The organism is Pantoea sp. X85, from assembly GCF_029623675.1.
GTDB classification, from domain to species: Bacteria; Pseudomonadota; Gammaproteobacteria; order Enterobacterales; family Enterobacteriaceae; genus Pantoea; species Pantoea leporis.
Window position 1 is genome coordinate 2,698,121 of record NZ_CP121108.1, and the last position, 14,560, is coordinate 2,712,680.

Below are 14,560 nucleotides of genomic sequence, written 5' to 3' on the forward strand. Positions count from 1 at the left end.
TAAACTTTAACCAGTTCAATACTGAGGAGGTTTATATGTCACAAGGTACCGTGTTTACCAGCAACAGGACACAAAACGTTCGCATTCCAGCAGACGTTCGTTTTCCTGATGATGTAAAAAACGTCACCGTCAGAGCGATTGGCAAGGAGCGCATCCTCACGCCCATAGAGAACGCCTGGGACAGTTTTTTCCTCGACGGTCCGACGGTGAGCGATGATTTTATGGATGAGCGTGCTTCGCAGGAACAATCTGAGCGGGAAGCGTTTTAATGCATCGCTACATGCTGGATACCCATATTGTTATCTACGTCATCAAGCGGCGGCCGATTGAAGTGCTCGAACGTTTCAACGCCAATGTCGGCCGGATGGTTATCTCGACGATCACCCTGGCGGAGCTGTTTCATGGCTCAGAAAAGAGCGCCTTTCCAGAGCGGAACTTACGTACCGTTGAAGATTTTGTCTCACGCCTTGATGTGCTGAATTACGATGCCAAAGCCGCTTTCCACTATGGCGCTATCCGCGCAGAGCTTGAGAAAAATGGCACGCCTATCGGTCTGAACGATCTTCACATCGCCGCTCATGCCCGCAGTGCTGCCCTCACGTTGGTATCGAACAATTTGCGTGAATTTTCACGCGTGAATGGGCTGATCTGCGAAAACTGGATCTGACATAACGGGTACCTGCATGTCACCTCAAAACGCCACCGTGCGCTGGCAGCTGTGGATCGTCGCGTTTGGCTTCTTTATGCAGGCGCTGGATACCACCATCGTCAATACCGCGATCCCGTCGATGGCGCGCGATCTCAACGTCAGCCCGCTGAATATGCACTCGGTGATCGTTTCTTATGTGCTGACCGTGGCGATTACGTTGCCGATCAGCGGCTGGCTGGCGGACCGTTTTGGCGTGCGCAATATCTTCTTCTGCGCGATTGTGCTGTTCAGCATCGGCTCGCTGCTGTGCGCCTTCTCCGCCACGCTCGATGAGCTGATTATGGCGCGCGTGGTGCAAGGCATTGGTGGCGCGATGATGGTGCCGGTTGGCCGCTTAACGGTGATGAAAATTGTGCCGCGCGAGCAATATATGTCGGCGATGACCTTCGTCACCACGCCGGGACAAATTGGTCCGCTGCTCGGCCCGGCGCTGGGCGGGATTCTGGTGCAGTACGCCAGCTGGCACTGGATTTTCCTGATCAACATTCCGGTTGGCATCATTGGTGCGATTGCCACGCTGACGCTGATGCCGAATTACACCATGCAGACGCGGCGCTTCGATTTCCTCGGTTTTGTGCTGCTGGCCGTCGGCATGGCGACCTTAACGCTGGCGCTGGATGGTCAGCGCAGCGCCGGCGGATCGCCGCTGTTGCTCGGCTTACTGATTCTGGTTGGGGTGTTTTCACTGTTGTTCTACCTGATGCACGGCCGCAACAACGATAACGCGCTGTTCAGCCTGAAACTGTTTGATAACCGCATCTATTCAATTGGCCTGATCGGCAGTTTTACCGGCCGCATCGGTAGCGGCATGCTGCCGTTTATGACGCCCATTTTCCTGCAGGTCGGCCTCGGCTACAGCCCATTCCACGCCGGATTGATGATGATTCCAATGGTGCTCGGCAATATGGGGACTAAGCGCGTGGTGGTGCGCATCGTCAACCTGTTCGGCTATCGCAATGCGCTGGTCGGCGCGACCCTGGCGCTGGCGCTGGTGGTGCTGCTGTTCCCGCTGGTGGCGCTGCTGGGATGGATTTGGCTGCTACCGGTGGTGTTATTGCTGCAGGGCATGGTCAACGCCATCCGCTTCTCTTCGATGAACACGCTGACGCTCAAAGAGCTGCCGGACGATCTGGCTTCCAGCGGCAACTCGTTGTTGTCGATGATCATGCAGCTGTCGATGAGTATTGGCGTCACCGTGGCCGGTTTGCTGTTGGGCGCATTTGGCCACGGCGTGGTAACCGACAGCGCGGCGGCGCATCAAACCTTCATTTACACCTATCTGTGCATGGCGCTGGTGATTGCGCTGCCGGCGCTGGTGTTCTGGCGCGTACCGAAGGATGTCAGTAAAAACGTTGACCTTAGAGGCAGGAGCAAAGGATGAAGCGGCCGGTAAAATGGGGCATTGGCGCCAAGCTGTTTGCGGCGATTTTTTCCACTTGCATGCTGGTGATCATCACCATGCATTGGGGCGTGCGGCTTAGCTTTGAGCACGGCTTTGTGGATTACATCAAAAAGGGCAATGAGCAGCGCTTAACCCTGCTGAGCGATGCGCTGGCCGATCAGTATGAGCAGCACGGTAGCTGGGATTTTCTGCGCAGCAATGACAAGCTGATTTTTTCTATTTTGCGCTCGCTGGAGCAGAATCCGGGCAGCGTTAATCAGTTACCGCCGCACGGCTGGCGCACGCAGTTCTGGATTATCGATCAGCAATACAAAGTGCTGTCAGGGCCGCGCCAGCCGGTGCCGCCGGAAGGTACCCGGCGCAATATCACCACCAGCAACGGCAAAATTGTTGGCTGGGTGATTGCCTCACCGGCTGAACGTCTGACGCGCAGCACCGACATTAACTTTGATCAGCAGCAGCGACGCACCAGCTGGATGATTGTGGCGCTGACCGGGTTACTCGCCGCGCTGGTCACCTGGCTGCTGGCGCGCGGTTTACTGGCACCGGTAAAACGGCTGGTGGATGGCACGCACCATTTGGCGGCGGGCAATTTCGCTACCCGCGTGGAAGTCGGCAGCAGCGATGAACTCGGCCAACTGGGCCGCGACTTCAACCAGCTTGCCAGTTCGCTGGAAAAGAACGAAAGCAACCGCCGCGCCTTTATGGCCGACATCTCCCATGAACTGCGCACGCCGCTGGCGATTCTGCGCGGTGAGCTGGAAGCGATGCAGGATGGCGTGCGCAAGCTGACGCCGGAAGCCATCAGCTCGCTACAAAGCGAAGTGGTGGTGCTGACCAAACTGGTGGAGGATCTGCATCAGCTGTCATTGTCCGACGCGGGCGCCCTCGCCTATCGCAAGCAGCCAGTTGATCTGGTCACTCTGCTGGAAGTGGTGGCCGGCAGCTTCGGCGAACGCTATCGCAGCCGCGGCTTAGCACTCAATCTGGCGTTACCCGCGCAGGCGGAGAGCTTTGGCGATCCCGATCGCCTGATGCAGCTGTTCACCAATTTGCTGGAAAACAGCCTGCGTTACACCGACAGCGGCGGCGCGGTGCAGCTCTCGATGCAGCTGGCGGGCGAAAACTGGCAACTGCGGTTTGCGGATAGCGCGCCGGGCGTTGATCCGGCCCATCAGGCACAATTATTTGAACGATTTTTTCGCGCGGAAAGTTCACGCAATCGCGCCAGCGGCGGCTCTGGGCTTGGCCTGGCGATCTGTAAAAACATCGTGGAAGCGCATGACGGCAGCATCAGTGCGGATCACTCTGATTTAGGTGGACTGCAAATCACGCTAAACTTGCCGTATGTTCCTCACTAGACGCCACTTATGAGCCCGGAAAATAGCGATCCTCTGATCCTTGTTGTAGAAGATGAACCCAAACTGGCGCAGCTGATGATTGATTATCTGCAGGCGTCCAACTATCGCACGCACCACATCGCCGACGGTAACGCGGTGTTGAGCTATGTTCAGCACACGCCGCCGGACCTGATGCTGCTGGATTTGATGTTGCCCGGCCGCGACGGCTTAACGCTGTGCCGCGAAATTCGACGTTTCTCGGAACTGCCGATCATCATGGTGACCGCGCGCACCGAGGAGATTGATCGCCTGCTGGGGCTGGAAATCGGCGCGGATGACTATATCTGCAAGCCGTTCAGCCCGCGTGAAGTGGTGGCGCGCGTCAAAACCATTTTGCGCCGCGTCAAACGTTCGCCGGAAGAGGCGCAGCAGGAATCGCCTTTGCATATTGATGAGAGCCGCTTTCAGGCCAGCTGGCGTGAACAACAACTGGAGCTGACGCCCGCCGAATTTCGTCTGCTGAAAACGCTGGCGCTGGAGCCGGGAAAAGTGTTCTCGCGCGAGCAGTTGCTCAATCATCTCTACGACGATTACCGCGTAGTCACCGATCGCACTATCGACAGTCACATCAAAAACCTGCGCCGCAAGCTGGAAAGCCTCGATGCGGAACAGCCGTTTATCCGCGCGGTGTACGGCATGGGGTATCGCTGGGAAGCGGACGTCTGCCGCTTGCTGTAGCCTGCAACGGCTTACATTGATCCAGGTCAATTTACATCGGGTGCGGGCCTGCCTACAATTCCCCACCTTTTGCAGGGCCGTATAATGCGGCCGCTGCACCTGCCATCCACGATGGCATGCTGACCTGACATCAGTGAGAAAATCCATGTTAAAACCTGAACTGCTTTCTCCAGCGGGATCGCTGAAGAATATGCGCTATGCCTTTGCCTACGGCGCTGATGCCGTCTACGCTGGCCAACCGCGCTACAGCCTGCGCGTGCGCAACAACGAATTCACCCACGAGATTCTGGCGCAGGGCATCAATGAAGCCCATGCGCTCGGTAAGAAATTCTACGTGGTGGTCAACATCGCCCCGCACAACGCCAAACTGAAAACCTTTATCCGCGATCTGACGCCGGTCATTGCCATGCAGCCGGACGCGCTGATCATGTCCGATCCCGGCTTGATTATGCTGGTGCGTGAAGCCTTTCCGCAGATGCCGATTCATCTGTCGGTGCAGGCCAACGCGGTCAACTGGGCCACGGTGAAATTCTGGCAGCAGATGGGGCTGACGCGCGTGATTCTTTCACGCGAGCTATCGCTGGATGAGATTGCAGAAATCCGTCAGCAGGTGCCGGAAATGGAGATTGAGATCTTCGTGCACGGCGCGCTGTGCATGGCTTACTCCGGCCGCTGCCTGCTCTCGGGCTACCTCAACAAACGCGATCCTAATCAAGGGACCTGCACCAATGCCTGCCGCTGGGAATACAAAGTGGAAGAAGGCAAGCAGGATGAGATGGGCAATATCGTCGGTTTCCATGAGCCGGTTAAGGTGCAGGAGCCGACTTTGGGCGTCGGCGCCACCACCGACCGGGTGTTCCTGCTGGAAGAGAAGATGAAGCCGGGTGAGGTGATGAGCGCCTTCGAGGATGAACACGGCACCTACATCATGAACTCTAAAGATCTGCGCGCGGTGGCGCACGTTGAACGTCTGAGCCAAATGGGTGTTCACTCGCTGAAAATCGAAGGCCGCACCAAATCCTTCTACTACTGCGCGCGCACCGCGCAGGTTTATCGCCGTGCCATTGACGATGCCGCTGCGGGTAAACCCTTCGATCCAGCGCTGCTGGAGACGCTGGAAGGTTTGGCGCATCGCGGTTACACCGAAGGCTTTCTGCGTCGTCATACCCATGACAGCTATCAGAACTACCAGCAAGGTTTCTCCATCTCCGAGCGCCAGCAGTTTGTCGGCGAATTCACCGGCGAACGTCGCGGTGACTGGGCGCAGATTGCGGTAAAGAATAAGTTTATGCTCGGGGATTCTGTCGAGATCATGACGCCCGAAGGCAACCTTAATTGCACGCTGGAAACCATGCAGAACGATAAAGGATCGGCGGTGGACGTGGCGCCAGGCGATGGACACCGCGTGTGGATCCCGGTCCCGGAATCGGTCAACCTCGCCTTTGCCCTGCTGTTGCGTAATTTCACCGATGGCCACAGCACCTACGATCCACACGGGAAAAATCGCACATAAAGAAAAGAAAATGGCGAAGTTAGAGTAGGATCACAGACCCTTTCTTCGCCTCGCTTTAGAATCTCGCCTGCTGCTAACGAGTAAGAATAAAAGCAGGTAGTACCAGGAACCACCTCATTCACCCGCCCGGCTCCCCCGTGCGGGTTTTCTTTTTTGATCGCCCACCGATTTTTTCGTCGCCCGCCGATAAAGTTCTCTCTCCAGCTATGCTATAACCAGTGCTCTGTCTCTCGCATCAAGGAACTGATAATGCAAAACAAACCGCTGACGCTGCTGATCCTCAACGGGAAAGGCGCAGGTAATGAAGATTTGCGCGCTGCGGTGAATACGCTGCGTGATGAAGGCTTTAATCTGGCGGTGCGCGTCACCTGGGAAAAAGGTGATGGCGATCGTTATGTACAAGAAGCGGTCGCTTTGCAGGCAGAAACCGTGGTGGCTGGCGGCGGTGATGGCACCATCAATGAGATCGCCACCGCGCTGGCGGGATTGCCCGAGCAGCAGCGTCCGGCGCTGGGCATTTTACCGCTCGGCACCGCCAATGATTTCGCCACCAGCGTCGGTATTCCTGAAGGGATGGAACCGGCTTTACGTCTCGCGCTGGTGGGAAAAGCCACGGCTATCGATTTGGCGCGCGTGAACGGCGATCGCTACTTTATCAATATGGCGACCGGCGGATTTGGTACACGCATCACCACCGAAACGCCTGAAAAGCTGAAATCGGCACTCGGCGGCGTGTCGTACTTTATTCATGGTTTGATGCGCGTCGATGCGCTGAAACCGGATCGCTGTGAAATCAGCGGCCCCGGCTTTAACTGGCAAGGCGATGCGCTGGTAATTGGCATCGGCAATGGACGTCAGGCCGGCGGCGGACAAAAGCTCTGCCCGGATGCACTTATCAATGATGGACAGCTCAACCTCAGCATCGTCACCGCGCAAGAGCTGCTGCCAACGTTGCTGCATTCGCTGACGCGTGATGATGAAAATCCGAATATCGTCACGGCGCAGCTGCAGTCGCTCACCATCCGTTCACCCCATGAGATGACGTTTAATCTGGATGGCGAACCGCTGACGGGAAGTGAGTTTGAGATTGAAGTGATGGCGGGCGCACTGAGCTGCCGTTTGCCGCCGCAATGCCCGTTACTTGCTTAATGCACATTACCGTAGCGGCGCGCTTTCAACGGCGCGCAATACATTGCGCCGCTACGATGTTATTCAGTTAACTGTAATTACACTTTCATCCAGCGGCGTTCCAGTGCGGAAACCGCAACAGCTTCCAGCACCTTCTGCACCTGCAATCCTTCGGCGAAATCTGGCCACATGCGATCGCCAGCGGCAATGCCATTGATTAAATCGCGAATCTCGACGGTTTTCTGATCGTTGAAACCGATGCCGTGCCCGGCAGAGACGCAGAAGTTGGCGTAATCCGGATGCGCCGGACCGGTCAAAATGGTTTTGAAACCCTGGCGGCCTGCCGGTTCATCGTGAATATACAGCTCCAGCTCGGCCATACGTTCCTGGGTATAACGCAGCGTGCCTTTGGTACCGGTGACCACATACGTCAGGCCCATTTTGCTGCCGCAGGCGATTCGCGAGGTTTCAAACACGCCGTGCGCACCGTTTTTAAAGCGCAGCAAGGCGCTGGCCTGATCTTCGTTTTCCACCGGCAGCAGGCGTGAAGCATCCTTCGGATCCGGACGCTCTTTAATCACCGTCATCATATCGCCGCTGACTTCTTCAATATCACCGACCAAATAGTGCGCCATATTCACAATATGCGCAGCGAGGTCGCCAAGCGCGCCTAATCCGGCCAACGCTTTCTGGCAGTGCCAATCGAGCGGCGTTTCCGGCCGTGCCAGATAATCTTCATTGTGCGTGCCGTAGAAGTGCACCACATCGCCGATTTCACCACGCGCGATAATTTCGCGCGCCAGTTGGCTGGTGGGGTTTTTCATGTAGTTAAAGCCGACCAGCGTTTTAACGCCCGCCTGCTGCGCCGCTTGTACCATCTCTTCCGCATCGGCCACTGATAGCGATAGCGGTTTCTCAGAGTAAACGTGCTTGCCGTTGCGAATCGCTTCCAGCGCCATCTCTTTATGCAGGAAGTTCGGCGCGCAGATATCAACCACATCGATGTTCGGATCGCGCACCAGCTCGTGCCAGTCGCCGGTAGAACGGGCAAAGCCAAAAGTTGCCGCCTGTTTTGCTGCCAGCTCTGGGTTCACTTCCGCCAGCATTTCACGCACGATCTCGCCTTTCAGGGCAAAAACCGTAGGTGCCTGAGCGTAAGCAATCGCGTGACAACGACCGATGTAACCACTGCCAATCATTCCAATTCTGACTTTGTTCATGACTATTCCCGCATTCGCTTAAGAGTTGATCTGGAATATATGTTTCGCTTTTGGCCCCGACAACGGCGAAATGAAATATCTGTGATCATGCATGCGAGGTATCTGACAAAATCGACAAATCAGAATGTAATTTTGCATAGAGATGGTGATCATCGTCACAAAAGATGTTGTATCAGTTGTGATTTTGCCGCGCTGAGTCCGCTCATGGCGCGCAATTGACGCTTTATTCAGCAGTCAGAACGAATTGTGAAAAAGAGTTTTGACAAGGCGAGGGCCGCTCGATAATATGCGCCCCGTTCAAACGATTCCTCTGTAGTTCAGTCGGTAGAACGGCGGACTGTTAATCCGTATGTCACTGGTTCGAGTCCAGTCAGAGGAGCCAAATTTAAAAAACCCGCTCAGGGAAACCTGAGCGGGTTTTTGTCATTTCAGCGTCGCCATTTAGGGTGGCCGTGATTCCCTGGTCGCCATGAATGGCGCCCCTACGTAACTGTTCCTCTGTGATTCTCTTCACAACTCTTTAACGCCGACTTGTATGGTAGTATTTGTACGCGTATTTTTTCATCATTGCATTCCCGTTGGAGTAGATGATGAAAAGTGTAGTGATTGAGCAACCGGGTAAACTGGTATTGGCAGAACGTCCGCTGCCGCAACCCGCTGCAGGTGAAGTACGCGTGAAGGTGCAATTTGCCAGCATCTGCGGTTCCGACGTGCATATCTGGCACGGTCACAATCCTTTCGCTAAATATCCGCGCGTGATTGGTCACGAATTCTTCGGCCTGATTGATGCGGTCGGCGATGACGTTGCCGCCAGCCGCATTGGCGAACGTGTGGCGGTCGATCCGGTGGTCAGCTGCGGTCACTGCTATCCCTGCTCGATTGGTCGCCCGAACGTCTGCACAGCGTTGCAGGTGATTGGCGTGCACCGCGACGGTGGCTTTAGCGAATATGCCGTGGCACCAGCAAAAAACGCCTTCCGCCTGCCGGATAGCGTTCCCGACAAACTCGCAAGCATGGTCGAACCTTTCACCATCGCGGCCAATATCACCGCCTTCCTCAAACCACAGCCAAACGATGTGGCGCTGATTTACGGTGCCGGGCCAATGGGCCTCACCGCCATTCAGGTGCTGAAAGGCGTGTATGGCGTTGAACAGGTATTAGTGGTTGATCGTCTGCCAGAACGGCTGTCGCTGGCGCAGGAAAACGGTGCCGATCAGGTGTTCAACAACAGCGAAATTCCACTCGCCGCGCAGCTGGAAGGCGTGCAGCCAACGCTGATTATCGACGCCGCCTGTCACCCTTCGATCCTGGCAGAAGCCGCCGCCCTCGCCTCACCGGCGGCGCGTATCGGCCTGCTGGGTTTTTCTGGCGAGCCGTGCAGCATCACGCAGCAAAGTCTCACCAGCAAAGAGCTGTCGCTGTTCACCTCGCGTCTCAACAGCAATCGCTTCCCGCAGGTGATTGAGTGGATTGAGCAAGGCCAGATCCAGCCGGAGAAACTGGTGACGCACTATTTCCCGCTGGCAGACGTTGAGCAAGCCATGACGCTGTTCGAAAAAGATCCCCGCACCTGCTGCAAAGTGATCCTACAAATGGGTTAAGTTAACCCGCACACCAGGTGTCCCCATGCCGGTCCCTTACCTGCCGGCATTATTACTATAAAAAATGACGATGACGGAGTTTCTATGTTTAAGAACCTGCGCTGGACCCTCGTACTGCTGTTGTTCCTGGTGTTTATGATCAACTACCTTGATCGTATCGCCCTCTCTCTGACGGTACCGCTGGTGGAAAAAGACCTGATGATCAACGCCGAGCAGTTCGGCATGATTTTCGGCAGCTTCTTCTTCGGTTATGCCCTGTTTAACTTCATCGGTGGCTTAGCGACCGATAAATTTGGCCCGACCATCGTGCTCGGCACCGCCGTTGGCATGTGGTCGCTGTTCTGCGGCCTAACCGCGATGGCGACTGGCTTCTGGTCGATGATGATTCTGCGCGTGCTGTTTGGCATGGCGGAAGGCCCCATCTCTGCCTCAGCGAACAAAGCCATTAACGGCTGGTTCCCGAAAAAACAGGCCGCCACCGCAATGGGCTTACTCAGCTCGGGTTCACCGCTGGGTGGCGCGGTTGCCGGTCCGATTGTTGGCTATCTGGCGCTGTCGTTCGGCTGGCGTCCGGCATTTGTAGTGATCGCCGCGATTGGCTTCGTCTGGCTGGCGCTGTGGTTCTTCTTCGCGTCAGATAATCCGGCGAAAAGTAAGCGCGTCTCGGCAGAAGAGCGTGCCTTAGTAGAAAAACTGAAAGCCGAAGAACCGGCCGACGTGATCGACTCAAGCGGCGCCGCGCATGGTTTAGGCTTTTATCTGCGCCAGCCGATCATTCTGGTCACCGCCTTTGCCTTCTTCTGCTACAACTACATTCTGTTCTTCTTCCTGAGCTGGTTCCCGGCGTATCTGGTGCAGGCGCACGGCCTTGATATCAAAGCGATGAGCATCACCACCATGATCCCGTGGATTGTTGGCTTCGTGGGCCTGGCGCTGGGTGGCTGGATCTCCGATAAGATTTTCAACATCACCGGCAAGCTGCTGCTTTCACGAAAAATTGTGCTGGTGGTTTCACTTACCGCCGCGGCGATTTGCGTGGCGCTGGCAGGTACGATAAAAGAGGTCAACTCGGCGGTGATCATGATGTCGATCTCGATCTTCTTCCTCTACATCACCGGCGCAATTTACTGGGCGATTGTGCAGGACGTGGTGCACAAAAGCCGCGTCGGCAGCATCAGTGGCTTTATCCATCTGATAGGTAGCTTGTCCGGTGTGATCGGCCCGGTGGTGACTGGCTTCATCGTGCAGCACTCCGGTAAGTTTGACAGCGCCTTTATCCTCGCAGGTGCGGTGGCTGGCGTCGGCGCGCTGCTGGTACTGCTGGTGATTCGTGAACCTAAAGCCACTAATAAACCGGTTTCAGTGTAAATCTCATGGGGCGCTGAGCGCCCCATTTGCTAAAAGGAATGACTATGTTAGAGCTTGAACGCCTCCCCGCTGATGTCCAACGCCCCGCTTACGATCGCAGCCAACTCAAAACCCGCATGGTGCACATCGGCTTTGGTGCCTTCCACCGTGCGCATCAGGCACTGGCGACCGATAAGCTGGCCGCTCAGGGCAGCGACTGGGGTTATTGCGAAGTGAATCTCAACAGCGGCACGCTGATTCAGGCGCTGCGTCAGCAGGATCTGCTCTACACGCTAACCGAAATGGCGGATGAGAGTTTACACACGCGGGTGATTGGCGTGGTGACGCAAGCGCTGCATGGCAAAGGCGACGGCATTGAGGCGGTGATCGAGGCGATGAGCCAGCCGGACGTGGCGATTGTCTCGATGACCGTAACCGAGAAAGGTTATTGCTACATGCCGTCGAGCGGCAAGCTCAATCCCGATCATCCCGATATTGTGCACGACCTCGCTCATCCTGGTGAGCCACGTTCGCTGCCCGGCTTGATTCTGGCGGCCATTATCCGCCGCCGCGAACGCAATTTTCCGCCGTTTAGCGTGATGTCCTGCGACAATATGCCGGAAAACGGCCATGTCACGCGCAACGTGATCACCCAGTTGGCCGAGCGCCACAACCCCGCTTTGGCGGAGTACATCCAGGCGCACATCACCTTCCCTTCGACCATGGTTGATCGCATCGTCCCGGCCATGACCGATGCGGCGTTCGACACGCTGGCGGAACGTTTGGGCAGCCGCGATCCGGTGGCGGTTGAAGCCGAACCGTTTTTCCAGTGGGTTATCGAAGACAACTTCGTTAACGGACGTCCGGCGTGGGAAAACGCGGGGGCGGAGCTGGTCAGCGATGTGCTGCCGTTCGAAGAGATGAAGCTGCGGATGCTCAACGGCAGCCACTCGTTCCTCGCGTATCTCGGTTTTCTCGCCGGTTATGAACACATCAGCGATTGCATGGCCGATGCCAGCTATTGTGCGGCGGCGCGCGCGTTGATGTTGCAGGATCAGGCGCCGACGCTGCGCACGCAAAGCGTCGATCTCGAAGCCTACGCTGATTCCCTGATTGCGCGTTACGAGAATCGCGCCATCAAACATCGTACCTATCAAATCGCCACCGATGGCACGCAAAAACTGCCGCAGCGCCTGCTGGATAGCGCGCGCTGGCATCTGCGCAATGGCACCTCGTGCGATTTCGTGTTGCTGGGCGTGGCGGGCTGGATGCGCTACGTCAGCGGCGTGGATGAGCAAGGTCAGGCCATTGAGATTCGCGATCCGCTGAAAGATCAGCTGGCGGACATTGTGGCCCACAGTGAGGACGGTGCGCCACGTGTTAAGGCGTTGCTCAGCCTCAACGCCGTGTTCGGTGACGATCTGCAGCAGCAGCCCGCCTTTGTCTCACGCGTGACTGAACTCTATCAGCAACTGGTTAAACAGGGCGCGCGCGCCACCGTTCAAAGCCTCGTCACACAAGGCTAAGCGCCTGCACAAATGTGTAGCGCAGACGCAGCGTGCTGATTAGACTGAACCTTTCTTAACGGGCTGGCAGATGCCAGCCGTAATACGGATATTGCTGCATGTCGACTGCCTATACCATAACCACCAGCGAACCGGTAAATCAGCAGATCTATCGTTATCTGCGCAAAGATATTGTGACCTGCGTTATTCATCCGGGCTCGCTGCTGTCGGAGAAGGAAGTGTCGGCGCGTTTCAACGTGTCACGTCAGCCGGTACGTGAAGCCTTTATCAAGCTGGCGGAAGCCGGACTGGTGCAGGTGCTACCGCAGCGCGGCACCTTCGTGCGCAAAATCTCCGCTCAGCGCGTGGCCGACGGTCGCTTTATCCGGGAAGCGGTAGAGATCGCCGTGGTTCGCCGCGCCGCGCAGGAGATGGGTGCGACCGGATTGATGGCGCTGGAGCATAACCTGCAGCTGCAGCGTCTCGCCGCTGAACGTCATGACAGCCAGGCTTTCCTGGGGCTGGACGATGAGTTTCACCGCTTAATTGCTGAAGGGATTAATTGCCTGCTGGCGTGGGAAACGGTGGAGAACATCAAAGCTACCATGGACCGCGTGCGCTTTCTGACCCTGAGCGAAGTGTCACCGCCGGAGCGTTTGATTCAGCAGCATGAAGATATCTATAACGCCTTGAAAGCGCATGATGTTGACGCAGCTGAAAGCGCAATGCGCCGTCATCTGCAGGAGATGATTTTGACCATTACGCCGATTGCCGAGCGTAATAGTGAGTGGTTTGAGGCGCCTTGATTTAGTGCTCGCTGTCCCCCTCCTGGGTCCTCCCCCATTAATGGGGGAGGAAGATGCTGCAAAATGTAAGTGTTGAAGCCGCATATGGCAGCATCTCCTTCCCCCGCTCGCGGGGGAAGGCCGGGATGGGGGACAGCGAGCACAGACCCCACTCAATCAAGCAATCGTCACATCCTTCGACAAATACACATCCTGCACCGCATTAATCAGCTGCACGCCCTCTTTCAACGTCTTCTTAAACGCCTTGCGCCCCAGAATCAGCCCCATGCCGCCGGCACGCTTATTGATTACCGCCGTACGCACCGACTCCGCGATATCCGTTTCACCCGCAGAAGCGCCGCCGGAATTGATCAAACCTGCGCGTCCCATATAGCAGTTCGCCAGCTGGTAACGCACCAAATCTATCGGGTTTTCCGTAGTCAGCTTGCTGTAGACGCGCTCATCGGTGTGACCAAACTTCACCGCGTTATAGCCGCCGTTATTCTCCGCCATCTTCTGCTTGACGATATCCGCACCGATGGTCGCCGCCAGATGATTGGCCTGGCCGGTTAAATCGGCGCTGGCGTGGTAATCGACGCCCTCTTTCTTGAACGCATCATTACGCAGATAGGCCCAGAGCACCGTCACCATGCCCAGCTCGTGCGCACGTTCAAAGGCCGCCGAGATCTCTTCAATCTGGCGACGTGATTGTTCGGAACCGAAGTAGATGGTGGCGCCAACCGCCACCGCGCCCAGATTAAAGGCCTGTTCCACGCTGGCGTACAACGTCTGATCGTATTGCGTCGGATAGCTCAGCGTTTCGTTGTGGTTCAGCTTCACCATAAACGGAATGCGGTGCGCGTAGCGACGAGAAACCGAAGCCAGCACGCCGTAGGTAGAGGCGACGCAGTTACAGCCAGCTTCAATCGCCAGCTCAACAATGTTTTTTGGATCGAAATAAGCTGGATTGGCCGCAAAGGATGCGCCCGCCGAGTGCTCAACGCCCTGATCGACCGGCAAAATCGACAAATAGCCGGTGCCGGCTAAACGTCCGGTGTTGTACAGCGTTTGCATGTTGCGCAGTACGGTAGGAGAACGATTGTTGTCGATCATCACGCGATCAACATAATCCGCGCCGGGTAAATAGAGGCTATCCGCTGGAATGGTCATGCAGCGATGTTGAAGAAGGCTATCCGCCTCTTTGCCCAATAACTGTACGATGTCCGTCATGTTCGCTCCTGATAAATGGCTGGATTGGAACCGGCCGTTGCC

The 14,560-nt window shown here is 56.3% G+C and carries 13 protein-coding genes and 1 tRNA gene; 12 read left to right on the forward strand and 2 right to left on the reverse strand.

Annotated elements, in window-relative coordinates:
* Nucleotides 1-35: 35 nt before the first annotated feature.
* From vapB to yegS, 7 genes are all read left to right on the forward strand, one after another.
* Nucleotides 36-269 carry a type II toxin-antitoxin system VapB family antitoxin gene (gene vapB / locus P6287_RS12495; RefSeq protein ID WP_101763423.1) on the forward strand — a complete coding sequence of 78 codons (234 nt, stop codon included), beginning with the start codon at nt 36-38 and terminating at the stop codon, nt 267-269.
* Nucleotides 269-667, forward strand: a complete 399-nt coding sequence (gene vapC, locus P6287_RS12500; RefSeq protein ID WP_217548660.1) for a tRNA(fMet)-specific endonuclease VapC — start codon at nt 269-271, stop codon at nt 665-667. Before vapB ends, vapC begins: the two co-directional genes overlap by 1 nt.
* Nucleotides 668-683: 16 nt before the next feature.
* Nucleotides 684-2,090 carry a multidrug transporter subunit MdtD gene (mdtD, locus tag P6287_RS12505; protein WP_192411522.1) on the forward strand — a complete coding sequence of 469 codons (1,407 nt, stop codon included), beginning with the start codon at nt 684-686 and terminating at the stop codon, nt 2,088-2,090.
* Nucleotides 2,087-3,472 (forward strand): two-component system sensor histidine kinase BaeS, encoded by a 1,386-nt coding sequence (gene baeS / locus P6287_RS12510; RefSeq protein WP_101763347.1) that lies wholly within the window; start codon nt 2,087-2,089, stop codon nt 3,470-3,472. The genes mdtD and baeS overlap by 4 nt, the downstream gene beginning before the upstream one ends.
* A 9-nt stretch (nt 3,473-3,481) precedes the next feature.
* Complete coding sequence (gene baeR, locus P6287_RS12515) at nt 3,482-4,189, forward strand: two-component system response regulator BaeR (protein ID WP_101763346.1); 708 nt, start codon at nt 3,482-3,484, stop codon at nt 4,187-4,189.
* A gap of 145 nt (nt 4,190-4,334) precedes the next feature.
* Complete coding sequence (gene yegQ / locus P6287_RS12520) at nt 4,335-5,702, forward strand: tRNA 5-hydroxyuridine modification protein YegQ (protein ID WP_101763345.1); 1,368 nt, start codon at nt 4,335-4,337, stop codon at nt 5,700-5,702.
* 249 nt (nt 5,703-5,951) lie between these two features.
* Complete coding sequence (gene yegS, locus P6287_RS12525; protein ID WP_110866633.1) at nt 5,952-6,851, forward strand: lipid kinase YegS; 900 nt, start codon at nt 5,952-5,954, stop codon at nt 6,849-6,851.
* A gap of 77 nt (nt 6,852-6,928) precedes the next feature.
* On the opposite strand, the gene P6287_RS12530 is transcribed toward yegS, so the two are convergent.
* A complete protein-coding gene (locus P6287_RS12530; protein WP_217548664.1) occupies nt 6,929-8,050 on the reverse strand; it encodes a Gfo/Idh/MocA family oxidoreductase in 1,122 nt (373 codons plus the stop codon).
* A 306-nt stretch (nt 8,051-8,356) separates the two neighbouring features.
* Here P6287_RS12530 and P6287_RS12535 point away from each other — a divergent pair.
* From P6287_RS12535 to P6287_RS12555, 5 genes are all read left to right on the forward strand, one after another.
* Nucleotides 8,357-8,432 (forward strand) — tRNA-Asn (locus tag P6287_RS12535).
* A gap of 208 nt (nt 8,433-8,640) precedes the next feature.
* Nucleotides 8,641-9,651, forward strand: a complete 1,011-nt coding sequence (locus P6287_RS12540; RefSeq protein WP_277974931.1) for a Zn-dependent oxidoreductase — start codon at nt 8,641-8,643, stop codon at nt 9,649-9,651.
* Between the two features lie 84 nt (nt 9,652-9,735).
* On the forward strand, nt 9,736-11,019 hold the full coding sequence (locus P6287_RS12545) for an MFS transporter (RefSeq protein WP_101763341.1): 1,284 nt from the start codon (nt 9,736-9,738) through the stop codon (nt 11,017-11,019).
* A gap of 44 nt (nt 11,020-11,063) precedes the next feature.
* Nucleotides 11,064-12,524, forward strand: coding sequence for a mannitol dehydrogenase family protein (locus tag P6287_RS12550; protein WP_277973806.1), 1,461 nt, complete (start codon nt 11,064-11,066; stop codon nt 12,522-12,524).
* 98 nt (nt 12,525-12,622) lie between these two features.
* Nucleotides 12,623-13,309: a GntR family transcriptional regulator gene (locus P6287_RS12555; protein WP_101763339.1), complete on the forward strand. Its 687-nt coding sequence runs from the start codon at nt 12,623-12,625 to the stop codon at nt 13,307-13,309.
* Between the two features lie 156 nt (nt 13,310-13,465).
* Here the strand turns inward: P6287_RS12555 and fbaB are convergent, their stop codons facing one another.
* Entirely contained in the window at nt 13,466-14,518 is a 1,053-nt protein-coding gene (gene fbaB, locus P6287_RS12560; protein WP_176972393.1) for a class I fructose-bisphosphate aldolase, read from the reverse strand.
* Between the last annotated feature and the right edge of the window lie 42 nt (nt 14,519-14,560).

Coding starts and splice junctions, on each gene's coding strand:
- vapB (WP_101763423.1), top strand. CDS start 36: ATGTCACAAGGTACCGTGTTTACCAGCAACAGGACACAAAACGTTCGC.
- vapC (WP_217548660.1), top strand. CDS start 269: ATGCATCGCTACATGCTGGATACCCATATTGTTATCTACGTCATCAAG.
- mdtD (WP_192411522.1), top strand. CDS start 684: ATGTCACCTCAAAACGCCACCGTGCGCTGGCAGCTGTGGATCGTCGCG.
- baeS (WP_101763347.1), top strand. CDS start 2,087: ATGAAGCGGCCGGTAAAATGGGGCATTGGCGCCAAGCTGTTTGCGGCG.
- baeR (WP_101763346.1), top strand. CDS start 3,482: ATGAGCCCGGAAAATAGCGATCCTCTGATCCTTGTTGTAGAAGATGAA.
- yegQ (WP_101763345.1), top strand. CDS start 4,335: ATGTTAAAACCTGAACTGCTTTCTCCAGCGGGATCGCTGAAGAATATG.
- yegS (WP_110866633.1), top strand. CDS start 5,952: ATGCAAAACAAACCGCTGACGCTGCTGATCCTCAACGGGAAAGGCGCA.
- P6287_RS12530 (WP_217548664.1), bottom strand. CDS start 8,050: ATGAACAAAGTCAGAATTGGAATGATTGGCAGTGGTTACATCGGTCGT.
- P6287_RS12540 (WP_277974931.1), top strand. CDS start 8,641: ATGAAAAGTGTAGTGATTGAGCAACCGGGTAAACTGGTATTGGCAGAA.
- P6287_RS12545 (WP_101763341.1), top strand. CDS start 9,736: ATGTTTAAGAACCTGCGCTGGACCCTCGTACTGCTGTTGTTCCTGGTG.
- P6287_RS12550 (WP_277973806.1), top strand. CDS start 11,064: ATGTTAGAGCTTGAACGCCTCCCCGCTGATGTCCAACGCCCCGCTTAC.
- P6287_RS12555 (WP_101763339.1), top strand. CDS start 12,623: ATGTCGACTGCCTATACCATAACCACCAGCGAACCGGTAAATCAGCAG.
- fbaB (WP_176972393.1), bottom strand. CDS start 14,518: ATGACGGACATCGTACAGTTATTGGGCAAAGAGGCGGATAGCCTTCTT.